Origin of the sequence: Brachymonas sp. J145, assembly GCF_036312245.1 — a bacterium.
In the GTDB taxonomy this organism is placed as follows: domain Bacteria; phylum Pseudomonadota; class Gammaproteobacteria; order Burkholderiales; family Burkholderiaceae_C; genus Brachymonas; species Brachymonas wangyanguii.
The window spans coordinates 1-23,591 of record NZ_JAZDCI010000017.1 but is presented as its reverse complement, the minus strand read 5'-3'; the positions used below and the strand labels follow the sequence as shown (position 1 = coordinate 23,591).

The 23,591-nt window shown below is 62.1% G+C and carries 23 protein-coding genes and 3 tRNA genes; 20 read left to right on the top strand and 6 right to left on the bottom strand.

What is annotated here, in order from left to right:
• Positions 1 to 371: 371 nt before the first annotated feature.
• Positions 372 to 887, bottom strand: a complete 516-nt coding sequence (locus tag V1261_RS11570; protein ID WP_329771948.1) for a hypothetical protein — start codon at positions 885 to 887, stop codon at positions 372 to 374.
• 441 nt (positions 888 to 1,328) lie between these two features.
• On the opposite strand from V1261_RS11570, the gene V1261_RS11565 reads away from it, so the two are divergent.
• From V1261_RS11565 to htpX, 8 genes are all read left to right on the top strand, one after another.
• Complete coding sequence (locus V1261_RS11565; RefSeq protein ID WP_442877954.1) at positions 1,329 to 3,206, top strand: ABCB family ABC transporter ATP-binding protein/permease; 1,878 nt, start codon at positions 1,329 to 1,331, stop codon at positions 3,204 to 3,206.
• A 51-nt stretch (positions 3,207 to 3,257) separates the two neighbouring features.
• Positions 3,258 to 4,217: an amino acid ABC transporter substrate-binding protein gene (locus tag V1261_RS11560; RefSeq protein ID WP_329771944.1), complete on the top strand. Its 960-nt coding sequence runs from the start codon at positions 3,258 to 3,260 to the stop codon at positions 4,215 to 4,217.
• A 198-nt stretch (positions 4,218 to 4,415) separates the two neighbouring features.
• Positions 4,416 to 5,174, top strand: coding sequence for an amino acid ABC transporter permease (locus V1261_RS11555; RefSeq protein WP_329771942.1), 759 nt, complete (start codon positions 4,416 to 4,418; stop codon positions 5,172 to 5,174).
• 2 nt (positions 5,175 to 5,176) lie between these two features.
• The gene (locus V1261_RS11550; RefSeq protein ID WP_329771941.1) at positions 5,177 to 5,842 is read left to right on the top strand and encodes an amino acid ABC transporter permease; all 666 of its coding nucleotides are present in this window, start codon (positions 5,177 to 5,179) and stop codon (positions 5,840 to 5,842) included.
• Positions 5,843 to 5,870: 28 nt separating this feature from the next.
• A complete protein-coding gene (locus V1261_RS11545; RefSeq protein WP_329771940.1) occupies positions 5,871 to 6,608 on the top strand; it encodes an amino acid ABC transporter ATP-binding protein in 738 nt (245 codons plus the stop codon).
• Between the two features lie 48 nt (positions 6,609 to 6,656).
• Positions 6,657 to 7,694 (top strand): dihydroorotase, encoded by a 1,038-nt coding sequence (gene pyrC, locus V1261_RS11540; RefSeq protein ID WP_329771939.1) that lies wholly within the window; start codon positions 6,657 to 6,659, stop codon positions 7,692 to 7,694.
• A 5-nt stretch (positions 7,695 to 7,699) separates the two neighbouring features.
• The gene (locus V1261_RS11535; protein WP_329771949.1) at positions 7,700 to 8,473 is read left to right on the top strand and encodes a DUF3025 domain-containing protein; all 774 of its coding nucleotides are present in this window, start codon (positions 7,700 to 7,702) and stop codon (positions 8,471 to 8,473) included.
• Positions 8,474 to 8,598: 125 nt separating this feature from the next.
• A complete protein-coding gene (gene htpX, locus V1261_RS11530) occupies positions 8,599 to 9,471 on the top strand; it encodes a protease HtpX (RefSeq protein ID WP_329771938.1) in 873 nt (290 codons plus the stop codon).
• 79 nt (positions 9,472 to 9,550) lie between these two features.
• On the opposite strand, the gene cysK is transcribed toward htpX, so the two are convergent.
• Complete coding sequence (cysK, locus tag V1261_RS11525; RefSeq protein WP_329771936.1) at positions 9,551 to 10,468, bottom strand: cysteine synthase A; 918 nt, start codon at positions 10,466 to 10,468, stop codon at positions 9,551 to 9,553.
• Positions 10,469 to 10,629: 161 nt separating this feature from the next.
• Between cysK and V1261_RS11520 the strand changes: the two genes are divergently transcribed.
• Positions 10,630 to 11,976, top strand: a complete 1,347-nt coding sequence (locus V1261_RS11520; protein WP_329771935.1) for a DUF445 domain-containing protein — start codon at positions 10,630 to 10,632, stop codon at positions 11,974 to 11,976.
• 9 nt (positions 11,977 to 11,985) lie between these two features.
• Here V1261_RS11520 and V1261_RS11515 read toward each other — a convergent pair whose 3' ends face one another.
• The 4 genes from V1261_RS11515 to apaG are packed head-to-tail and all read right to left on the bottom strand — an operon-like array spanning position 11,986 to position 16,122.
• Complete coding sequence (locus V1261_RS11515) at positions 11,986 to 12,546, bottom strand: phosphatidylglycerophosphatase A family protein (protein ID WP_436231820.1); 561 nt, start codon at positions 12,544 to 12,546, stop codon at positions 11,986 to 11,988.
• A 9-nt stretch (positions 12,547 to 12,555) separates the two neighbouring features.
• Positions 12,556 to 13,563 (bottom strand): thiamine-phosphate kinase, encoded by a 1,008-nt coding sequence (thiL, locus tag V1261_RS11510; RefSeq protein WP_329771933.1) that lies wholly within the window; start codon positions 13,561 to 13,563, stop codon positions 12,556 to 12,558.
• Positions 13,564 to 13,570: 7 nt separating this feature from the next.
• Positions 13,571 to 15,673: a site-specific recombinase gene (locus V1261_RS11505; protein ID WP_329771932.1), complete on the bottom strand. Its 2,103-nt coding sequence runs from the start codon at positions 15,671 to 15,673 to the stop codon at positions 13,571 to 13,573.
• Between the two features lie 14 nt (positions 15,674 to 15,687).
• The gene (apaG, locus tag V1261_RS11500; RefSeq protein WP_329771931.1) at positions 15,688 to 16,122 is read right to left on the bottom strand and encodes a Co2+/Mg2+ efflux protein ApaG; all 435 of its coding nucleotides are present in this window, start codon (positions 16,120 to 16,122) and stop codon (positions 15,688 to 15,690) included.
• Between the two features lie 65 nt (positions 16,123 to 16,187).
• Here apaG and rpe point away from each other — a divergent pair, with 65 nt between their 5' ends.
• From rpe to tuf, 11 genes are all read left to right on the top strand, one after another.
• A complete protein-coding gene (gene rpe, locus V1261_RS11495) occupies positions 16,188 to 16,868 on the top strand; it encodes a ribulose-phosphate 3-epimerase (RefSeq protein WP_329771930.1) in 681 nt (226 codons plus the stop codon).
• Positions 16,865 to 17,581 (top strand): phosphoglycolate phosphatase, encoded by a 717-nt coding sequence (gene gph / locus V1261_RS11490; protein ID WP_329771929.1) that lies wholly within the window; start codon positions 16,865 to 16,867, stop codon positions 17,579 to 17,581. Before rpe ends, gph begins: the two co-directional genes overlap by 4 nt.
• Before the next feature lie 227 nt (positions 17,582 to 17,808).
• Positions 17,809 to 19,308, top strand: a complete 1,500-nt coding sequence (trpE, locus tag V1261_RS11485) for an anthranilate synthase component I (protein ID WP_329771928.1) — start codon at positions 17,809 to 17,811, stop codon at positions 19,306 to 19,308.
• Positions 19,305 to 19,892, top strand: a complete 588-nt coding sequence (locus V1261_RS11480; RefSeq protein WP_329771927.1) for an anthranilate synthase component II — start codon at positions 19,305 to 19,307, stop codon at positions 19,890 to 19,892. The genes trpE and V1261_RS11480 overlap by 4 nt, the downstream gene beginning before the upstream one ends.
• Positions 19,893 to 19,934: 42 nt before the next feature.
• Positions 19,935 to 20,972, top strand: a complete 1,038-nt coding sequence (gene trpD, locus V1261_RS11475; protein WP_436231821.1) for an anthranilate phosphoribosyltransferase — start codon at positions 19,935 to 19,937, stop codon at positions 20,970 to 20,972.
• 2 nt (positions 20,973 to 20,974) lie between these two features.
• On the top strand, positions 20,975 to 21,112 hold the full coding sequence (locus V1261_RS11470) for a hypothetical protein (protein WP_018715765.1): 138 nt from the start codon (positions 20,975 to 20,977) through the stop codon (positions 21,110 to 21,112).
• Positions 21,109 to 21,930: an indole-3-glycerol phosphate synthase TrpC gene (trpC, locus tag V1261_RS11465; RefSeq protein WP_329771925.1), complete on the top strand. Its 822-nt coding sequence runs from the start codon at positions 21,109 to 21,111 to the stop codon at positions 21,928 to 21,930. Before V1261_RS11470 ends, trpC begins: the two co-directional genes overlap by 4 nt.
• 68 nt (positions 21,931 to 21,998) lie before the next feature.
• Positions 21,999 to 22,084, top strand: a tRNA-Tyr gene (locus V1261_RS11460).
• 67 nt (positions 22,085 to 22,151) lie between these two features.
• A tRNA-Gly gene (locus tag V1261_RS11455) sits at positions 22,152 to 22,225 on the top strand.
• Between the two features lie 35 nt (positions 22,226 to 22,260).
• Positions 22,261 to 22,335 (top strand) — tRNA-Thr (locus tag V1261_RS11450).
• 69 nt (positions 22,336 to 22,404) lie between these two features.
• Positions 22,405 to 23,591: elongation factor Tu (gene tuf, locus V1261_RS11445; RefSeq protein WP_329771776.1), on the top strand; the 1,187-nt coding region annotated here is incomplete at its 3' end.

The following is a 23,591-nucleotide window of genomic DNA, read 5'->3' as shown; positions in this document are numbered from 1 at the left end:
GGAGCAACGAAGCCCTGTTTGATGTTGTCGAGGATGCCCATGTGCATGCCGAGACAACACCCGAAACGGTTTGAGTATCAAACCAGTACCCGTCCACCGAAGTGGGTCAACTCCAACTCCAACTCCAACTCCAACTCCAACTCCAACTCCAACTCCAACTCCAACTCCAACTCCAACTCCAACTCCAACTCCAACTCCAACTCCAACTCCAACTCCAACTCCAACTCCAACTCCAACTCCAACTCCAACTCCAACTCCACTCGTACTCGTACTCGATCAGCTGGTGCTGGCTGTCCAGAAACAACACGCAAAGCAAAAATCGGCACATAGATTGCTCCATGTGCCGATGCTGATCGATTCGCCGTAGCTGCTTACCAGGAGAGGTAGGGACTCAGCAAGTCCCGGCTGATGCCGGGTTCGCGCGGGATGCACTCTTGTACAGCGTAACGCGGAGCAGTGCCATCCTGCCGATAGCTGCCTGGCATGTCACCCGGGTGCAGCATGCGGTAGTAAGCGGTAGTGGATTTTTCGAATTCCTCGTAGGCTTGGTCTGCTTCCAGCAGACACCACTGACGATAGCCATGGGCGTGAACAAGTCTGCTGACCAGCAACTCCACAATCGTGCGCAGCGTAGCGGGGCAGCGCCAGCCACGTTGGCAGGTCAGCTGTTCAGGGATGATCGTGACTTTCAGGATGCCATCGCCGCAAGCCTCGAAAATCAGCAGGGCATTGATACGATAGAAAGCGTAGGCTTGCTGGCGCATGATGTCACGTGTATGAAGTTCCGCTCGACCTCGTTCAACCAGGCGGGCCAGCATGCGTGGCAGGGTCAGTTCGAGGGTGGCAATATGTTGCTCGCAAATCGAGTCTTGAGTGGGAACTTTCACGGTGTGCTTTCAAGTTCAGCAGGAGGGGCATGTCTGCAAGACAGACATGAGTTAAAAACCTTTAGTTCCTAATGCATTTCAAATTAGCTCTAAAGGAAGCGAAGTATACAGCCGAATTTCCTTGGTTGTATGCGGTATTAATTCACATGTAACCATCATGCGACATCTATGTTGATGCATCTTCCTTGCCGTCCTGGAAATTTAAGTGAAAGATAAAGCGAGATAGCAACTGTTCGATGCAGCTCGGTGAGACTTGCGTGCATCTGCCGCGTGAACTGGCGATCATGGTGATCCAGCATTTTTTGACAGGCTGTTGATCTGGATCAAAAAATCGATAGACATAGGGGGAAACCCCATTGGCGAATCCAAATTAGCTATGAATGTCGGGTGTTGCCGCTGTACAAGGTAAGGTAAAGTCATGATTTACCAAAAGGAATAGCGATGAGAGGGATGGCCCAAGGCTCCCGCAGAGGTGAGGTTCCGCAGGATCCGGAGCAGCGCAGGGACTGGATAACCCTGAAGCGATTGTTGCCATATCTGTGGCGATACCGTTGGCGCGTGCTGATCGCGCTGGCGTTGATGGTCCTGGCCAAGCTGGCGAATATTGGCGTCCCCCTGTTGCTGAAGGAGTTGGTGGATGCCATGCAGGTCAAGCCAGGTGATCCGGCGATGGTGCTGGTGGTGCCGCTATGCCTGATTGCCGCATACGGATTGTTGCGTTTTTGTACCTCGCTGTTCACGGAGCTGCGTGAACTGGTGTTTGCCAAGGCGACCGAAGGGGCGGCGCGCAGCATCGCGCTGGAGACTTTTGCGCATCTGCATAGTCTGAGTCTGCGCTTCCACCTGGAGCGGCAGACTGGCGGCATGACACGCGATATCGAACGTGGGACGCGTGCCGTGCATGCGCTGATTTCATTTTCGTTGTACAGCATCTTGCCAACGTTGATCGAGGTCAGCATCGTGCTGGGCATTCTGGCGTACAAGTTCGACATGGGCTTTGTCTGGGTCACGCTGGTCGCCCTGGTTGCCTACATCGTGTTCAGCGTCAGCGTGACCGAGTGGCGCACCCGGTTCCGGCGCGAGATGAACCGGCTGGATTCGGCGGCGCATACGCAGGCCATCGATGCCTTGCTGAATTACGAGACGGTCAAGTATTTCAACAACGAGGCGCATGAGACGCATCGTTATGCGCAGCAACTCGAGGCGTACCGACAGGCCGCGCTCAAGAGCCAGCGCTCGCTCAGCCTGTTGAACGCCGGTCAGCAGCTGATTATTGCCACAGCGCTGGTCGTGATGATGTGGATGGCGACGCAAGGAGTCGTCGACCAGCGCCTGACGCTGGGTGATCTGGTGATGGTGAACGCCTTCATGATCCAGCTGTACATTCCGCTCAACTTCCTCGGCGTGCTGTACCGCGAGATCAAGCAAAGCCTGACCGATCTGGACAAGATGTTCACATTGATAGATACGCCGCGAGAGGTGCAGGACAAGCCGGACGCAGCGGAGCTGCAGCTGCACCACGGCTTGCCTGAGGTCCGCTTTGAGCAGGTGGATTTCCATTACGATGCTGCACGACCGATTCTGAGGAGTCTGGACTTCGTGATTCCGGCCGGCAAGACGGTGGCCGTGGTAGGCGCATCCGGTGCCGGAAAATCAACGCTGGCACGCCTGCTGTATCGTTTCTATGATGTGCAAGCGGGGCGTATCACGCTGGATGGTCAAGATGTACGCGAGCTGACGCAAGACAGCGTGCGCCGGGCGATCGGCATCGTGCCGCAGGATACGGTGCTGTTCAACGATACCGTGGCCTACAACATTGGCTATGGTCGACCCGATGCGAGTCAGGACGAGATCGTGGCGGCAGCAAGGGCGGCGAAAATCCACGATTTCATCGTGTCCACGCCAGATGGTTACCAGACCATGGTTGGAGAGCGTGGCCTGAAGTTGTCGGGAGGCGAAAAACAGCGTGTGGCGATTGCGCGGGCACTGCTGAAGAATCCTCCGATCATGGTGCTGGACGAGGCGACTTCGGCGCTGGATTCAGCGACGGAGCGTGCGATCCAGGCCGAATTGCGTCAGGTAGCGGATAACAAGACTACGCTGGTGATTGCGCATCGGCTGTCTACCGTGGTGGATGCCCATGAGATCCTGGTGATGGAGCAAGGGCGCATCGTGGAGCGTGGCGACCATGCCAGCTTGTTGCAGCAGCAGGGACGCTATGCGGAAATGTGGAATTTGCAACAATCTCAGGCCGAATCAGGGCCAAATACAGGTAATTCAGTAGTTGGTCAGGAAAAAACAGGCCCCGGATTTCCGTAGAATGAAAATGCGTCCGATCGTGCGGACTGAACGAATCTAGGAGATACATTTATGCGCAAAAGTCTGATTGCCGCTGCCTGCGCAGCTGCTGCACTGACCCTGGTGGCCTGTGGCCAGAAGGATGCCCCGTCCAACGCCGCTTCTGGTGCTGCCAGCGGTGCTGCGGCATCTGCCGCTGCCGTGGATACCCTGAACAAGATCAAGAGTTCGGGTGTCGTGAACCTGGGCGTGCGTGAGTCTTCCGGTCTGGGTTACACGCTGGGCAACGGCAAGTATGTCGGTTTCCATACCGAGATGGCCGAGCGCATCGTGGATGACCTGAAGAAGGATCTGGGCGTCAGCGACCTGAAGATCAACTACCAGCCGATCACCTCGCAGAACCGTATCCCGCTGCTGCAGAACGGCACCATCGACTTCGAATGCGGTTCCACCACCAATAACCTGGCACGCCAGAAGGATGTGGACTTCGCCGTGACCACCTACGTGGAGGAAGTGCGCGTGGCCGTGAACGCCAAATCCGGCCTGAAGTCGATTGCCGACCTGAAGGGCAAGACCATCGTGACCACCACCGGCACCACCTCCGTGCAGACGCTGCGCAAGCACAGCCGCGCTGACGGCCTGGAGTTCAAGGAAGTGATGGGCAAGGATCACGCAGACAGCTTCCTGATCCTGGAATCCGGCCGTGCCGATGCCTTTGTGATGGACGGCTCCATTCTGGCCGCCAACATCGCCAAGTCCAAGAATCCGAAGAATTTCGTGTTCCTGGACGAAGTGCTGAACGTGGAGCCGATTGCCTGCATGCTGCCCAAAGGCGACACCAAGTTCAAGGAAGCCGTGGATAACAGCATCAAGCGCCAGATTTCCGATGGCTCCCTGGCCAAGCTGTATGACAAGTGGTTCATGCAGCCGATTCCGCCGGCCAACGTGACCCTGAACCTGCCGCTGCCGGAAAGCACCAAGCAGGCCTGGGCCAACCCGAACAACAAGCCGATGGAAGACTACGCCAAGTAATACCGCGATCATCCGTGCACAGCTGGTGCGGATGATGGGTTTTCCTGGTCTGGGGCGACAATGGTATGCGGGTTGCAATGGGACTCGTGTAGCATGACGCCCCAGTCTGTTTGAAGCCGTCGGGCGGGCGAATGGGAGGACTGGCACTGTCAGCGCACAAGGTGGGCAGCGCCAGCAACAGCAACAAGGAGAGCGCGTATGAATGGCCTGGATTGGTCGGTGTTCTGCAAGGACATCGTGACCGGCGACAGCATCGCCGGGTGTCTGGGAAGCGGACGGGATGTCAGCTACCTGGATTGGATGATTTCCGCCTGGGGATGGACGGTATCGGTAGCGCTGGTGGCACTGGTGATTGCGCTGGTGGTGGGTTCCATCATCGGCGTGATGCGCACGCTGCCAAACAGCCCCTGGCTGGTGCGCATTGGCAATGCCTGGGTGGAGCTGTTCCGCAACATTCCGCTGCTGGTGCAGATTTTCCTCTGGTACCACGTGGTGCCAGCGCTGATCCCGGCCGCCAAGAGTGTGCCGCCCTTCGTGCTGGTGGTGCTGGCGTTGGGCCTGTTCACCTCGGCGCGTATTGCCGAGCAGGTGCGTTCCGGTATCCAGGCGCTGCCCAAGGGCCAGCGTTATGCCGGCCAGGCGCTGGGCTTTACCACGCCGCAGTACTACCGTTACGTGCTGCTGCCGATGGCCTACCGTATGATTATTCCGCCGCTGACCAGCGAGTCGATGAACATCTTCAAGAACTCCTCGGTGGCGTTCGCGGTATCGATTCCGGAGCTGACCCAGTTTGCCATGCAGGCGGGTGAAGAGACGGCGCGCCTGATCGAGGTCTATCTGGCGGTGACGGTGCTATACATCTTCTCGGCGCTGGTGATCAACCGCATCATGGCCTATATCGAGAAGAAGGCGCGACTGCCTGGTTTTGTCGCCAGCGGCACGGCAGGAGGGCACTGATCATGAATCTGAGCTTTTCCTTCCTGGACGCCGAGTTTTTCGGCAATTACATCCTCAAGGGCCTGCAGTTCAGCATCGTGCTGACTATCGTGGCCACGATTGGTGGCATCCTGTTCGGCACCGTGCTGGCGCTGATGCGCCTGTCCGGCAAGAGGTGGCTGGAAGTGCCGGCAGCGATCTACGTCAACGGCATGCGCTCCATTCCGCTGGTGATGGTGATCCTGTGGTTCTTCCTGTTGGTGCCGATGATCATCGGGCGCTCGATTGGCGCGGAATACTCTGCCATCATCACCTTCGTGGCGTTCGAGGCGGCCTATTTCAGTGAAATCGTGCGCGCCGGCATCCAGTCGATTCCACGTGGCCAGGTGTTTGCCGGCCAGGCGCTGGGCATGAGCTATGGCCAGAACATGCGTCTGGTGATACTGCCGCAGGCCTTCCGCAACATGCTGCCGGTGTTCCTGACGCAGACCATCATCCTGTTCCAGGATACTTCGCTGGTGTATGCGATTGGTGCCTATGACCTGCTGAAAGGTTTCGAGACGGCGGGCAAGAACTACGGCCGCACCACCGAGACCTACCTGATGGCCGCGCTGGCCTATTTCGTGCTGTGCTACAGCCTGTCGTGGATCGCCAAGCGCGTCCACAAGAAGATTGCCATCATCCGTTGACATGGAGATCCCACAAATGTCTGAACACATGATTCAAATCCAGAACGTCTCCAAGTGGTACGGCCCGATCCAGGTACTGCAGGATTGCTCCGTCAACATCAACAAGGGCGACGTGGTCGTGGTCTGCGGTCCGTCCGGTTCCGGCAAGTCCACGCTGATCAAGACCGTGAACGCGCTGGAGCCGATCCAGAAAGGCGAGATCATCGTCAACGGCACCTCGCTGACCGATCCCAAGACCAATCTGCCCAAGCTGCGCAGCCAGGTCGGCATGGTGTTCCAGCACTTCGAGCTGTTTCCGCACCTGTCGGTGACGGACAACCTGACAATTGCCCAGATCAAGGTGCTGGGCCGCAAGGCCGACGAAGCCAAGGTGCGCGGCCTGAAGATGCTGGACCGCGTGGGCCTGATGGCACACAAGGACAAGTTCCCCGGCCAGCTTTCCGGCGGCCAGCAGCAGCGTGTGGCGATTGCGCGCGCGCTGAGCATGGATCCGGTGGTGATGCTGTTCGACGAGCCGACCTCGGCGCTGGACCCGGAAATGGTCGGTGAAGTGCTGGACGTGATGGTCAATCTGGCCAAGGAAGGCATGACCATGATGGTGGTGACGCACGAGATGGGCTTTGCCCGCAAGGTTGCCAACCGCGTGATCTTCATCGATGTCGGTGGCAAAATCCTGGAAGATTGCAGCAAGGAGGAATTCTTCGGCAATCCCGAGGCACGCCAGCCGCGTACCAAGGACTTCCTCAACAAGATCCTGCAACACTGATCCACCGAAGCAGACAAGGGGCCGGCAAGGCCCCTTGTCACGAGAACCATGACCACACGACTGACGATTACCCGCCCCGACGACTGGCACCTGCATGTGCGTGACGAAGACGCCATGCGCACCGTGGTGCCGCATACCGCTGCCCAGTTTGGCCGCGCCATCATCATGCCCAACCTGCGCCCGCCGGTCACCAGCACCGAGCAGGCGCTGGCGTACAAGCAGCGCATCCTGCAGGCCGTGCCGCCAGGCGTGGACTTCGAGCCGCTGATGACGCTGTACCTGACCGACAACACGCCGGCCGAGGAAATCGTGCGCGCGCGCGATGCCGGCGTGGTGGCCTGCAAGCTGTATCCGGCCGGTGCCACCACCAACAGCGATGCTGGCGTGACCGATGTGCGCAAGACCTATGCCACGCTGGAAGCGATGCAGCGACATGGCATGCTGCTGCTGGTGCACGGCGAAGTGACCGACAGCGAGATCGACCTGTTCGATCGTGAGGCAGTGTTCATCGATCGCGTGATGCGTCCGCTACGCCAGGATTTCCCCGAGCTGAAAGTGGTGTTCGAGCACATCACCACGCGTGAAGCGGCCCAGTATGTGCAGGAGTCGGACCAGTACACGGCGGCTACCATCACGGCGCACCACCTGCTGTACAACCGCAATGCCATCTTTACTGGCGGCATCCGCCCGCATTACTACTGCCTGCCGGTACTCAAGCGCGAGCTGCACCGGGTGGCACTGGTGGAAGCGGCGACCAGCGGCTCCGGCAAGTTCTTCCTGGGCACCGACAGCGCGCCGCACGCCTCGCACCTGAAGGAGCATGCCAGCGGCTGCGCCGGCTGCTACACCGCCTATGCGGCGATGGAGCTGTATGCCGAGGCCTTCGAGCAGGCCGGTGCACTGGACCAGCTGGAAGGCTTTGCCAGCCTGCATGGCCCGGCCTTCTATGGCCTGCCGGTGAACCAGGGCACGCTGACACTGGAAAAGCAGGACTGGGAAGTGCCTGCCAGCTACAGCTACGGCGCTGGTGCTACCCTGACGCCGCTGCGTGCCGGCGAAACGCTGGGCTGGCGCGTAACGGCTTGAGCGCCGTGACGCCGGACTGGAATGCGCCGTGGCTGGTCAGTCACCAGCCATTGGCGCAGGCCGTCCATGCAGCCTGGCAGGCGCGGGGCGATCTGGCCGCTGCGCTCAACGGATTCCCGCAGCAGGCCGGCGTACGCTTTGTACCGCAGGCCGCACTGCCCGAAGGCGTGGCCTACGAACAGTTCATCTTTGACACGCTGCAGGTGCCGACGCGCGACAATCTGCACGATTATTTCAATGGCCTGATGTGGCTGCAGTTTCCGCGAGCCAAGCGTCGCCTCAACCTGTTGCAGGCGGGTGAGCTGGCGCGGCTGGGCGGCGTGGGTGCGCAACGCGGCCCGTTACGCGATGCACTGACACTGTTCGACGAAAACGTGGCGCTGTTCCGCGGTCCGGAGGTGCTGTGGCAGGCGCTGGCGCACAAGCGCTGGCAGGAGCTGTTCGTGCAAGAGCGTGCGTTGTGGGCAGCATGCGACATCCTGCTGTTTGGCCATGCGTTGCTGGAACAGCTGGTGCAGCCGTTCAAGAGCATCACGGCGCATGTCTACCGGGTGCCTGAACAGATGCCGGCGGTGGGATCGCCGGATTGGCAAGCGGCCTGGGACGATTGGCTGGCGCAGGATCTGGGCGAGTCGGCGCTGGTGCCCAAGCCGTATGTGCATTTGCCGGTGCTGGGCGTACCCGGCTGGTGGCAGGACAATAGCGATGCCGATTTCTACGACGATGTCACGGTATTCCGGCCGCTGAGGCGGCCACCTCCAGCAAAATTCACAAATTGATGATATTTTTCAGCTGGTAGCGATGGCAATTGGCCTGATGATCCTTATCTGAGAATCGCGCGCTCCTGCGGGGGCGCGACAGCAACCCGTGCAGCGTGCTGCACCCGTGACGAGAAAGAAAGACCATGAAACGCATTTTTCTGTTCCTGCTGACCAACGTGGCCGTGGTGGCGGTGCTCGGGCTGGTGACCAGCCTGCTCGGTATCAACCACTACCTGACGGCCCAGGGCATCAACTACACCAGCCTGCTGGTGTACGCCTTCGTGATCGGCTTTACCGGTGCCATCATCTCGCTGCTGATGAGCAAGACCATGGCCAAGACCAGCATGGGTCTGCACATGATCGACCAGCCGCGCAATGCCGATGAGGCCTGGATCGTCGATACCGTGCGCCGCCTGGCAGCCGAGGCCAAGATTGGCATGCCCGAAGTCGGTATCTATGACGGCGCGCCGAACGCCTTTGCCACGGGTGCCTTCAAGAACTCGGCACTGGTGGCGGTGTCTACCGGCCTGCTGCAGAGCATGACCAAGGAAGAGGTCGAAGGCGTGCTGGGCCACGAGGTGGCGCACGTGGCCAACGGCGACATGGTGACCATGGCGCTGATGCAAGGCGTGATGAACACCTTTGTCGTGTTCCTGAGCCGCGTGATCGGCTATGCCGTGGATGGCTTCCTGCGCCGCGGCAGCGATTCCAATTCCGGCCCGGGCGTCGGCTACTGGATCACCACCATGGTGCTGGATATCCTGCTGGGCTTCCTGGCGTCCATCATCGTGGCCTGGTACAGCCGTCAGCGTGAATTCCGTGCCGATGCCGATTCGGTGCGCCTGATGGGCAGCCGCCGCCCGATGGTGAATGCGCTCAAGCGCCTGCAGAGCCTGCAGGCGGGTGAGCTGCCGCAGGGCATGAAGGCCTTCGGTATTACCGGTGGACTGGGCAAGTTGTTCTCGACCCATCCGCCGCTGGAAGAGCGCGTGGCACGCCTGATGCAGCAGGGCTGATCGCCAGCTGTAGTGACCAACAACAAGGCCCGTCATCGGTGTGATGACGGGCCTTGTTGCATTGGGGAGGCTGTCGGAATCAGGCCGGCAGGAAACCCTCGATCGACAGGTAGCGTTCGCCGGTGTCGTAGTTGAAACCGAGCACGCGGGCGTTCGCCGGCAGTTCGGGCAGCTTGGCGGCAATGGCAGCCAGCGTGGCGCCGGTGCTGATGCCGACCAGCAGGCCTTCACGCGTGGCGGCATCGCGTGCGTACTGCATGGCGGTGGGGCCATCGACCTGCAGTGCGCCGTCGAGCAGGCCGGTGTCGAGGTTCTTCGGGATGAAGCCGGCGCCAATGCCCTGGATCGGGTGCGGGCCGGGCTGGCCACCGCTGATCACGGGCGACAGCGTGGGTTCGACGGCATAGACCTTGAGTTGCGGCCATTGCGCCTTGAGCACGCGCGCCACGCCGCTGATGTGACCGCCGGTACCGACACCGGTAATCACGGCATCCAGGCCTTCGGGGAAATCGGCGAGGATTTCACGCGCCGTGGCTTCGGCGTGGATTTCCGGGTTGGCCGGGTTGTCGAACTGCTGCGGAATCCAGGAACCGGGCGTCTGGGCGGCCAGTTCTTCAGCACGGGCGATGGCACCCTTCATGCCTTTTTCGCGCGGCGTCAGGTCAAACGTGGCGCCGTAGGCCAGCATCAGGCGGCGGCGCTCCACGCTCATGCTTTCCGGCATCACCAGGACCAGCTTGTAGCCCTTGACCGCAGCGACCATGGCCAGGCCGACGCCGGTGTTGCCGGAAGTGGGCTCGATGATGGTGGCGCCGGGCTGCAGCGCGCCGGACTTTTCCGCCGCCTCGATCATGGACAGGGCGATGCGGTCCTTGATGGAACCACCGGGGTTGAAGCGCTCGGCCTTGACCCAGACCTGCTGCTCACCGGGGAACAGGCGGCTGAAGTGGATGGACGGGGTGTTGCCGATGGTGTCGAGTACGGATTGGGCTTTCATGCAGTCTCCTGGCAGTTGTCAGTAGAAATCAGGGAAATGGATCGGACCATTGTGCAGGGAAAAAGCATAGCTTTGGGTTATATCGATACCGCTCAATCAAATCGCGGACTTGGCGGAATCCCTGCGTACCATGTGGGTATTGCCGGGTGCACAATGGCAGCATGAAGCCAAGCGAATCATCTCCTGATGCACTGGACATGCAGCTGCGCGCTGCCGAGCAGGCGCGCGGCCTGTGCAACATGAAGCGCATTGCGCTGGGGGCGCTGTTGTGCGCGGTGGCGCTGCTGGCCTTGAGCGAATATTTTGGCCGTGTCGGCATCTGGGGTTGGGTGGCCGCGTTTGCCGAAGCGGCCACCGTAGGTGCCCTGGCCGACTGGTTTGCCGTGGTGGCGCTGTTCCGCCATCCGATGGGGATTCCGATTCCGCATACCGCGATCATCCCGCGCAACCAGCAGCGCATTGCCAACAACCTGGCCCAGTTCGTGCGCGACAAGTTTCTCGACAAGGCGGTGCTGTTGCCGCGCATCCAGTCGCTCAATCCGGCGCATCGCATCGGCGAGTACCTGAGTGCGCCGGAGCGGGTGCGCCATCTGGCGACGCAGTTGCAGCAGTGGGCGGCACAGTCGGTGGCGGCACTCGACAGCCCGGCGCTGGAGCGTGATTTGCTGGCGATTGTCAAGCGCCAGCTGCACGACTGGAATGCGGCGCCGACGGCGGTGCAGCTGGTCAACATGCTGACGCAGGGCGGCCACCACGAGCGCGTGCTGCAGACGGCGCTGATCAAGGTCTCGGACTGGGTCGGTTCGCCGCAGATCCGCCTGCTGATTGCCGACAAGATGATCGAGATGGCGCGCCGCGAATATCCGAAGATGACCTGGTTTGTCGACAAGCTCGATTACACCGAGGACATTGCCGATCGCCTGGCCGACCGGCTGGCGCAGGCGCTGATCGACGAGGTGCAGGTGGTGCTGCGTGATCCGGAGCATCCGGTGCGCCAGCACTATGTCGATGAGGTGGTGCGCCTGATGGAGCGGCTGGAGCACGATCCCGACATGCAGCAGCGCGTGCAGCAGCTCAAGACCGAGCTGTTGCGGCATCCGGCACTGCAGGGCTATGCCAGTCAGCTGTGGCAGCGCCTGCGTGACTGGCTGCGCCAGGACTTGTCCAGCAGCGAGTCGGTGATTGCGGCGCAGTTCGAGCGCTACGCAGCCCAGTTGGGGCAGAAGCTGCGCGATGACCCGGTCTGGCAGGAGGCGGCCAACCAGCAGCTGGAAATTGCCGTGGAGCACCTGACGGAGCAGCTGCGCCAGATTGCGCCGGAGCATATCCGGGCCACGGTGCAGGGCTGGGATACGCGCTACATGGTGCAGGAGATCGAGCGCAGCGTGGGCAAGGACCTGCAGTACATCCGGCTCAATGGCACGCTGATTGGCGGCCTGGCGGGGCTGGTGCTGTACGCCCTGTTCAATGGCGGCCTGATGACGGCGATTCTGGCGGCGCTGTCCTGAAATTGCACCTTAGCGCAGCAGCCAGAGCAGACCGGACAGCACGACCACGCTGCACAGGGCGGCAACCAGGTCGTCGAACATGATGCCCCAGCCACCACGCCAACCCCAGCCCTTGAAGGCCTGATCAGCCCAGCGCACTGGCTGTGGCTTGGCGGCATCGAAAAAGCGGAACAGCGCGAACGCCACCAGCTGCCAGAGCAGGGCGCTGCCGGACAGCAGCGGTAGCGGCAATTGCAGCATCAGCACTTGCAGCACCAGCCAGAAAGCGGCGACTTCATCCCAGACGATGCTGCCGGGATCCTGTACGCCCATATTGCGTGCGGTGACGGTGCAGGCCCACCAGCCGAGCGGAATCGCCAGCAGCAGCAGCGCCCACATGACGCTTGCTGGCAGCCAGCTTGCCAGCAGCAGCCAGCTGGCCCAGGCAAACAGCGTGCCGGCTGTGCCCGGTGCCTTGGGTGACAGGCCCGATCCCAGGCCGAGCGCGAGTGCGTGGGCCGGGTGGCTGAAGGTAAAGGCCAGATCGGGGCGGCGGGGAGCTTGCGGGGCGGAATGCGGCATGAGCAGCATGATACGCGTTCAGCGGAAGTGGTCGAAAGCCGTGGAGTCTACGGGAACGATGCTGCCATCGGCCTGTTGCAGGCGCAGGCCGGTACCGGCTTCGATCTGGCCGATGCGCGTGGCCTGCAAGCCGCAGGAATGTGCGGCAGCCAATACCTGTTCATGGCGTTCGGGCGGAGCCGTCCAGAGCAGTTCGTAATCATCGCCGCCGGCCAGCGCATAGGCCAGGACGAGCGATGTGGCATGTTGGCGCAGCGCCGGACTGGCTGCCTGCCACAAGGCATCGGCCTGCAGCACAGCGGCACAGCCGGAGGCATCCAGGATATGGCGCAGATCGCCCGACAGGCCATCACTCAGGTCGCAGCAGGCGCTGGCCAGGCTGCGCAAGGCCAGGCCGAGTGCGACACGTGGCTCAGGTTGCTCCAGCCGGGCGCGCGTGGCCTGCAGCAGCCGGGCGCGCACGGCAGCCGGCCAGGCAACCAGGGCGGGATCCTGCAACAACAGCTGCAAGGCCAGTCGCGCATCGCCCAGACCCTGATCCGGGCCATGGCTGACGTAAATGCCGTCGCCCGGGCGCGCACCGCTGCGCAGCAGCGCCTCTGCCTGCGGCACTTCACCAAATACCGTGATGCCGATGGTCAAGGGGCCGCGCGTGGTGTCGCCGCCTATCAGCTCGCAGCCATGGGCATCGGCCAGCGCAAACAGGCCGGCGGCAAAGGCCTGCAGCCAGTCATCGTCGATTTCCGGCAGGGCCAGTGAGAGCGTGCAAGCCAATGGACGTGCACCGCAGGCAGCCAGATCGCTCAGGTTCACCGCCAGCGACTTGTGGCCGAGCGTGGCCGGATCGACATCGGCGAAGAAGTGCCGGCCTGCTACCAGCAGGTCGGTGGAAATGGCCAGTTGCTGGCCGGCTGCCGGTGCCAGCAGCGCGCAGTCATCGCCGATACCGAGCGTCGCCTGACGCAGCGTTTGTTCGCGCCGGAAATGGCGGCGGATCAGGTCGAATTCACCGTGTGAGGCAGGCATGACGCGCTCAGGACTGGGGCTTGTTGCTGCCCGGAGTACTGGGCGGGAAGAAGAAGGTGAATGGCGTGTACAGCATGCGGTTGCGCAGGGCGTCATAGATGCGGTGGCGATCGACGCGCTGCACGTTTTGCGCCGCCAGTGCGGTACGGAAGGCCAGGTAGAAGTTGACCATCACGTTGATCGGGCCGATCAGCGAGACACCCAGCAACGCCAGCCAGAAGGGCCGCATTTCCAGCACTTCCAGGCCCAGCGTGTGCGCTGCGGCACCCAGCTGGCCGGCAGCCAGCGTCACGTGGCGCACCTCGAAGCCGATGCCGAAAAACTGTGCAAACGAGGGCACCAGGCCGAGCATCAGACCAAGCGAGATATTTGCGCCCAGACCGGAAATATTCTCGCGCCACCACTGGCTCCAGCGTGCAGCGCGTTCGGTGCCGAACAACTGGCGCGAGCGCGGATGGTGCGCGATGATGGAATCGAGCCGGTTCAGCACAAAGCTGTTCTCCAGCCAGCCGCCGATCAGGCTGGACAGGAACAGCAGCACGCCGGTAACGGCGGCAAACAGCACGGTCGGGCCGATGATGTCCAGGCTCGACATGGTGTGGAAGGCGACGCCATCGGAAATCATCGGGGAGCCGGTGTAGTGTTGCAGCGCAATCGAAATCAGGACCGCCATGGGCACCACCGCCAGCAGGTTGCCGACAATCGCGGCCACCTGCGAGCGGAACAGGTGCGCTACCTCATCGACGAACGCGGGTATCGCCTCGGGGTCATCGATATCCTTGAGCTTGGCCGCCATGGCTGGGGCAGTCACTGCCGGCTGTTTCGTCGCCACGGTCCAGTGCATCAGCTGGATCACGACGAAAGCCAGCGCATAGTTGATACCGGCGGTCAGGCCGGTCCAGAAGATCGACAGTGCCAGCGCACTCAGCACGAACTTGAACCAGACTGCCACACCCATCACCAGACCGCCGCCAAAGGCCTTGCCGAACAGGGCGCGCCAATCATGGAAGTTGCGCGTGATATAGCTTTCGCCCGATAGCGCCTGGCGCTCGGCCACCTTGGCCGCCGTCAAATGCGTGTTTTCCTGCCACAGCTTGCGCAGGCTGCGCCGATCGCGGCTGATGCGCACCAGGCGCGAGATCATGCGCGCCGCCGACAGCATCTGCTGTTCGCTCATGAGGCAATCGAGCAGCTGGTTGACGCGCTGCACCCGATCGCGCACCTGCTTCAGCATGAACACGATACCGACCGAGATACCGTGCTGGTCCAGGTGGTCATAGACGGTGCTGATGGCGAGCTTGCTGGCCTGCAGCTTGCCGCGCAGGATCTGCGCCGACAGCTTTGTGGCCTCCGACTGGGCACCGTGCAAGCGCAGTACGCGGACAAAGCTGAACATTGCCACCGGCAGCTCGTGGAACACGCGCGCCGTGCTTTCCGAACTCGCCATGCGGGTGCGGATTTCGCTGGCAAAGCCGATCGCGTTGATCTGGCTCAGGCTGTAGGAGATCGCATCGATCAGGATCTCCTGCCAGTAGCTGAGTTCTTCCGCGCCGGGCGTGTCCATGCCGGCCATCTGCGTCAGCGCGGTTTCGCGCGCTTCCAGCGTCAGGCTCAGGTCACTGGTGACCGGGTCCAGCTCTTCCTGCGCCATCGGCTGCAGCAGCACGGCCTGCAGTTGCTGCAGCGTCTTTTCGTCCAGTGCCTTGATCCACTGGGCATCGAACAGCGACGGAAACAGCAGCACGAACAGCTCGCCCAGATCGGTGGTTTCCGGCGTGGCCGGAATGATCTTCTTGCGCAGCCGGTGCGCCATTTCGCTGACGAAGGCGTTGCGCGGCGCAAAGCCGGCATCGGCCAGCAGCGGCGTGACGTCGATATCGGTGACAAAGCGCAGCCACCATTCGCGCCAGCGCAAGCGCCATTCGGTCAGCGGCTGCACGGTGGACAGGAACAGGCGCACGCGGCCGACGGCCTTCTGGATATCTTCCTCATCGTCGCCCCGGATCCACTCCATCACGCCATGCAGCCACAGGTGGCGCTGCGCCAGGCTGGCATCGGGATCCAGCGTATTGAGCAGATACTGGAGCTTGTCGTCGATCTCTTGCGTCATCGGCAATGGCGATATCAGTGCAGCACGCGATTGGCCGGCGCTGCCTCGGGCGGATCGGCGTCCGGCTGGTGCGCCTGCAGCGCAAACGGGGGAATCGGTGCATCAAAACGCGTGCCGTCCACGGCCACACAGAAAAAGCTGCCTTCCATGCGCCCCTCGGGCGTGCGCAGCGGCGTGCCGCTGCTGTAGGAAAAGCTGTCACCCGGCTCCAGCAGCGGCTGGTGGCCCACCACGGCCAGGCCACGCACTTCTTCCACATGCTTGTAGGCATCGGTGATGATCCAGTGGCGCGCGATCACCTGTACCGGCACGTTGCCGGTATTGGTAATCGTCACATGGTAGGCAAACAGGTACTGGCGCGGCGGATTCGATTCCTCCGGCAAATATTCCGGGCGCACCTCGATGTGCAACTGGTAATCGCTGGAAGGGGCGGGGGTGAAATCTGGCATGGGCTCCGATCAGGACACGACGAACATCCGCGCAGATGGCGGCAAGATGCACGACAATACCAGACATGAGCACCACTTACCGTATTGCCCCCTCCATTCTCTCGGCCGATTTCGCCCGCCTGGGCGACGAAGTGCGCAACGTGATTGCCGCTGGCGCCGACTGGATCCACTTTGACGTGATGGACAACCATTACGTGCCCAACCTCACTTTCGGCCCGATGATCTGCCAGGCCATCAAGCCGCATGCCGTCACGCCCGACGGCCAGCCGGTGCCGATGGACGTGCACATGATGGTGCAGCCGGTCGATGCGCTGGCGCAGGCCTTTGCCCAGGCCGGCGCCGACCTGATCAGCTTCCACCCCGATGCCAGCAGCCATGTGCACCGCAGCATCCAGGCGATCAAGGGTGCCGGCTGCCAGGCCGGTCTGGTGTTCAATCCGGCCGAACCGCTTGATGTGCTCGACTGGGTCATCGACGATATCGACCTGATCCTGATCATGAGCGTCAACCCCGGCTTTGGCGGTCAGGGTTTCATCGATAGCGCGCTGCGCAAGATCGAGGCCGTGCGCAAGCGCATTGATGCCTGCGGCAAGGACATCCGCCTTGAGGTCGATGGCGGCATCAAGGCCGACAACATCCGCCGCGTAGCCGATGCCGGTGCCGACACCTTCGTCGCCGGCAGTGCCATCTTCGGCAAGCCCGATTACGCTGCCGTGATCAGCGACATGCGCAAGGCGCTGGCATGAGCGTGGCCGAGCTGCGCTGGCCCTGCGCGTCACAGCCGCTGGCGGTGCAGGGCGTGATGATTGATCTGGACGGCACCATGGTCGACACCATGGGTGACTTCGATCTGGCGCTCAACGCCATGCTGGCCGAACTGCAGCTGCCGGCCATCGCGCGCAGCACCATCGGCCAGCTGGTTGGCAAGGGTTCGGAGCACCTGATCCGCCAGACCCTGCAGCAGGTTGGTGCCGATGCCGCCCGCTTCGATACCGCCTTCGCCAGCTACCAGCGCCACTATGGCGAGATCAATGGCCAGCAAAGCCGGCTGTTCGATGGCGTGCAGCAGGGGCTGGAACAATTGCAGGCGCTCGGGCTGCCGCTGGCCTGCCTGACCAACAAGCCACAGGCGCACGCCGAAGTGCTGCTGCAGCGGCTCGGTATTGCCGGCTATTTCCGCTGCGTTTTCGGTGGCGATGCCTTTGCGCGCAAGAAGCCCGATCCGCTGCCCTTGCTCGAAACGGCACGTGCCCTCGGCACCGACCCGGCCGTCACCCTGATGCTGGGCGATTCCAGCAACGATGCCCAGGCGGCGCACGCGGCCGGCTGTCCGGTGCTGCTGGTTGATTACGGCTACAACCATGGCCAGCCGATCCGCGAGGTACCGGCGCAGGGCTATCTGTCCAGCATGGCGCAGCTGCAGGGTGTGTCGCTGGCACGCCCGGGTGCGATTTGTTAAACTGATGGCCATGTTCATCCATCGCAGCATCACCCGAGGTCGCGCTGACCGGGGAGCCTGGCCCTGGCGGTCCTGAGCGTTCCTCTGCGCCTGTGCAGGCGCTGGTGGTGCGTGTCCGCCTGCTGACGGGCACGGCCTGATGTTGATCGCGGCGGTTTATAGTGTGGGCGCAAGGCCCGTGGCGACGCTGCAAGGCGCGCACCGCCCCTCATCCCGATGGATTTCCCATGACAGAACTTGAATTCAAGAGCCTGGTCGCGCAGGGCTACAACCGCATCCCGTTGATGCTGGAAGCCTTCGCCGATCTGGAAACCCCGCTTTCGCTGTACCTCAAGCTGGCCCATGCCGAATACGGTGGCCGCAACAGCTTCCTGCTCGAATCCGTGGTCGGCGGCGAGCGCTTTGGCCGCTACAGCTTCATCGGCCTGCCGGCGCGCACGCTGCTGCGCGCCAGCGGTTTCGGTGCCGATGCGCGTACCGAAGTCGTGACCGATGGTCAGGTGGTCGAAACCGCCAGCGGCAACCCGCTCGATTTCATCGCGCAATACCAGCAGCGCTTCAAGGTCGCGGTGCGTCCCGGCATGCCGCGCTTCTGCGGTGGCCTGGCTGGCTACTTCGGCTACGACGCGGTGCGCTACATCGAGAAAAAACTGGAGGCATCCTGCCCGCCCGACGACCTGCACACGCCCGACATCCTGCTGCTGCAGTGCGAGGAAGTTGCCGTCATCGATAACCTGTCCGGCAAGCTCTATCTGCTGGTCTATGTCGATCCGGCTCAGCCTGAGGCCTACACCCGTGGCCATCAGCGCCTGCGCACACTGCGCCAGCGCCTCAACGAGCCGGCCGTGCCGCCAGTCACCAGCGTCTACCAGAGCGAACCGGTCGAACGCATCTTCGCCAAGGACGACTACCTGCAGGCGGTGCAGCGCGGCAAGGACCTGATCGCCGCCGGCGACTTCATGCAGGTGCAGGTTGGTCAGCGCCTGCAGAAACGCTTTGCCGCACATCCGCTCAACCTATACCGTGCGCTGCGCTCGCTCAACCCGAGCCCGTACATGTACTACTACCACTTCGGCGATTTCCAGGTGGTGGGCTCCTCGCCCGAGATCCTGGTGCGCCACGAACATGGCAGCAGCGGCGAGCAGACCGTGACGATCCGCCCGCTGGCCGGCACGCGCCCGCGCGGAGCCACGCCCGAGGCCGATCTGGCAATCGAGCAGGAACTGATCAACGATCCCAAGGAGCGTGCCGAACACGTCATGCTGATCGACCTGGCGCGCAACGACATTGGCCGCATCGCTGAAACCGGCTCGGTCAAGGTGACCGAAGCCTTCGCCATTGAGCGCTACAGCCACGTGATGCACATCGTCAGCAACGTACAGGGCACGCTGCTGGACGGCATGAGCAATATGGACGTGCTGCGTGCCACGTTCCCGGCGGGCACGCTCACCGGAGCGCCCAAGATTCACGCCATGGAACTGATCGACCAGCTGGAGCCGGTCAAGCGCGGCATCTACGGCGGTGCCTGTGGCTACCTGAGCTATGCCGGTGACATGGACGTCGCCATTGCGATCCGTACCGGCATCGTCAAGGACGGCATGTTGTATGTGCAGTCGGCTGCCGGCGTGGTGGCAGACAGCATTCCCGAGATGGAATGGCGCGAAACCGAACACAAGGCACGCGCCCTGCTGCGTGCCGCAGAACTGGTGGAGGAGGGCCTGCAATGAGCAAGATCCGTGTCCTGATGGTGGACAACTACGACAGCTTCACCTACAACATCGTGCAGTACTTTGGCGAACTCGGTGCCGAAGTCATCACGCATCGCAACGACGAAATCACGCTCGATCAGCTGGACCAGCTGTTCCGAGACGGCGGTTTCGAGCGCCTGTGCATTTCGCCCGGCCCCTGCTCGCCCAACGAAGCCGGTGTTTCGGTCGCCGCGATCCGGCACTTTGCCGGCAAGCTGCCGATCCTCGGCGTCTGCCTGGGGCACCAGGCCATCGGCCAGGCTTTTGGTGGCAACATCGTGCGCGCCCAGGTGCAAATGCACGGCAAGACCAGCATGATCACCACCACGCAGGAAGGCGTGTTCCGCCAGCTGCCGCGCCAGTTCATCGTCAACCGCTACCACTCGCTGGCGATCGAGCGCGCCACATTGCCGCCGGAGCTGGTGGTGACGGCCTGGACCGATGACGGCGAGATCATGGGCGTGCGCCACCAGACGCTCGACATCGAGGGCGTGCAATTTCACCCGGAAAGCATCCTGACCGAGCACGGCCATGCCATGCTGCGCAACTTTCTCGAACTCTGAGCTGCAACGATTCACCGGAAACACCCCATGACAAGCACCACGATGAAAATCACCCCCAAGGAAGCGCTGCAGCGCACTATCGAGCACCGCGAAATCTTCTACGATGAAATGGTTGACCTGATGCGCCAGATCATGACCGGCGAGGTCTCGCCCGTGATGATGGCCGCGCTGATCACCGGCCTGCGCGTGAAGAAGGAAACCGTGGACGAAATCACCGCTGCCGCCCAGGTAATGCGGGACTTTGCCACCAAGGTCGAGATCGCCGACAAGACCCATCTGGTCGATATCGTCGGTACGGGCGGCGACGGCTCCAACACCTTCAACATCTCCACCTGCGCCATGTTCGTGATTGCCGCAGCCGGCGGCCGCGTCAGCAAGCACGGTGGCCGTGGCGTCAGCAGCAAGTCGGGCAGCGCCGATGCGGTCGAACAGCTCGGTGCCTGCATCGACCTGTCGCCCACCGCAGTGGCGCAGTGCGTGGCACAGTGCGGCATCGGCTTCATGTACGCACCCAACTACCACCCGGCGATGAAGAACGTGGCACCGGTGCGCCGCGAACTCGGCGTCAAGAGCATCTTCAACATCCTGGGCCCGCTGACCAACCCGGCCGGCGCGCCCAACATCCTGCTCGGCGTGTTCCACCAGGACCTGGTCGGCATTCTGGTGCGCGTGCTCAAGGACATGGGCGCCGAGCACGCCATGGTGGTCTACGGCCAGGACAGTCTCGACGAGTGCAGCCTGGGTGCTGCCACCCTGGTTGGCGAACTCAAGAATGGCCAGGTGCTGGAATATGAGCTGCACCCGGAGGACTACGGCCTGACCATGCGCAGCAAGCGCGCGCTGGCCGTCAACGACCCGGTCGAATCGCGTGAAGTGCTGCTGTCCGTGCTGGACGGCCGCGAGCAGGGCGCACCGCGTGACATCGTGCTGCTCAACGCCGGCGTGGCACTCTATACCGCGAATGTGGTCGAGTCGATCCAGGCCGGTGTCGATCTGGCACGCCAGACACTGGACTCCGGTGCCGCCCGCGCCAAGCTGGACGAGTTCGTCCGCGTATCGCAACAACTCAAGGCGGCGTAAGCATGTTCCAGGATGAAGGCGCCTGGATCGCCATCGGCATTTCGCTGCTGTTCGTGGTGGTGGGGCTGGTGATGCACCGCGTCATCGTCAAGGTGCTCAAGCAGGCCGCGCCCGAACCGGATCAGAAGGACAGGACATGACAGACATTCTCGAAAAAATCAACGCCGTCAAGCGCGAGGAAGTGGCTGCAGCGCAGCGCAGGACGCCGCTGGCAGCGATGCGCGCCGATGCCGAAAGCCGCATCCTGACACGCGATTTTGCCGGTGCCATGCGCGCCAGGATGGCGGCCGGCCAGCCGGCCGTCATTGCCGAAATCAAGAAGGCCAGCCCGTCCAAGGGCATCATCCGGGAGGACTTCATCCCGGCGGATATTGCCCAGAGCTATGCCGAAGGCAATGGCAAGCTGTCTGCCGCCTGCCTGTCGGTGCTGACCGATCGCCAGTTCTTCCAGGGCAGCCCGGACTACCTGAAGCAGGCGCGTGCCAGCTGCGACCTGCCGGTGCTGCGCAAGGACTTCATGATCGATCCCTACCAGATCTACGAGTCGCGCAGCATGGGGGCGGACTGCGTCCTGCTGATTGTCGCCAGCCTGGATGATGCCCAGCTGCAGGACATGGCTGCCATCGCCCGCAATCTGGACATGTCGGTGCTGGTCGAAGTCCACGACCGCGGCGAAATGGAGCGCGCGCTGAAGTTGCTGGCCAGCGTCCGCCAACCCGAATCCCTGCTGCTGGGCATCAACAACCGCAACCTGCGCACCTTCGAGGTCAGCCTGCAGACGACACTCGACATGCTGCCCGATTTGCCCGAGGGACAGCTGGTGGTGACGGAAAGCGGCATCCTGACACGCGAAGATGTGGTTACAATGCGGGATTCCGGTGTGCACGCCTTCCTGATCGGGGAAGCGTTCATGCGGCAGCCGGAGCCAGGCCTGGCCCTGGCCGAGCTGTTCTCCTGATTTTTCGCAAAAAAATGCAGGGGTCTGGAAAAAAGCCAAAAAGCATGGCATAATTCAAAACTTGCTGTGGAGAGGTGGCCGAGTGGTTAATGGCAGCAGACTGTAAATCTGCCCTCTTGCGAGTACGCTGGTTCGAATCCAGCCCTCTCCACCACAAGCTTCAAATACTGAGTGGCGGCTCTGCCGTAACTTGAGGGTTGGCTCCTGACGCCATCAAGTGTGCGGGAGTAGTTCAATGGTAGAACCTTAGCCTTCCAAGCTAATGATGCGGGTTCGATTCCCGTCTCCCGCTCCAGTGTTGCGTGTGCTTGTCTCTCGTGTGAAATAATTGCCCATGTGGCTCAGTGGTAGAGCACTCCCTTGGTAAGGGAGAGGTCGGCAGTTCGATCCTGCCCATGGGCACCATTCATTCCCCGGCGTCTGCCGGGTGGTGTCTTTTTCAATCAATCATTCATTGTTTTTCGGAGTCGAAAAATGGCAAAAGAAAAGTTTGAACGGAGCAAGCCGCACGTCAACGTAGGCACCATCGGTCACGTGGACCACGGCAAGACCACCCTGACGGCAGCGATCGCTACCGTGCTGGCCAGGAAGTTCGGCGGCGACGCCCGCGACTACAGCCAGATCGATAACGCGCCCGAAGAAAAGGCCCGCGGCATCACTATCAACACTTCCCACGTCGAGTACGAAACGGCCAACCGCCACTACGCACACGTGGACTGCCCCGGCCACGCGGACTATGTGAAGAACATGATTACCGGTGCGGCCCAGATGGACGGCGCTATCCTGGTCTGTTCCGCTGCTGACGGCCCGATGCCCCAGACGCGCGAGCACATCCTGCTGTCCCGTCAGGTTGGCGTGCCCTACATCATCGTGTTCCTGAACAAGTGCGACATGGTGGACGACGAGGAGCTGCTGGAGCTGGTCGAGATGGAAGTGCGCGAGCTGCTGAGCAAGTACGACTTCCCGGGTGACGACACCCCGATCGTGAAGGGTTCTGCCAAGATGGCGCTGGAAGGCGACACCGGCGACCTGGGCGAAGGCGCCATCATGAAGCTGGCCGAAGCCCTGGATAGCTACATCCCGACGCCCGAGCGCGCCGTGGACGGCACTTTCCTGATGCCGGTGGAAGACGTGTTCTCCATCTCCGGCCGTGGTACCGTGGTGACCGGTCGCGTCGAGCGCGGCATTATCAAGGTCGGCGAGGAAATCGAGATCGTGGGTATCAAGGACACCCAGAAGACGACCTGCACGGGCGTGGAAATGTTCCGCAAGCTGCTGGACCAGGGTCAGGCTGGCGACAACGTCGGTATCCTGCTGCGTGGCACCAAGCGTGAAGACGTCGAGCGCGGCCAGGTGCTGTGCAAGCCGGGCTCCATCAAGCCGCACACCGAGTTCACCGCCGAGGTGTACGTGCTGTCCAAGGACGAAGGTGGCCGTCACACGCCGTTCTTCAACAACTACCGTCCCCAGTTCTACTTCCGTACCACGGACGTGACCGGTTCCATCGAGCTGCCGGCCGACAAGGAAATGGTGATGCCGGGTGACAACGTGTCCATCACCGTGAAGCTGATCGCCCCGATCGCCATGGAAGAAGGCCTGCGTTTCGCCATCCGCGAAGGTGGCCGTACCGTGGGCGCTGGCGTGGTTGCCAAGATCATCGC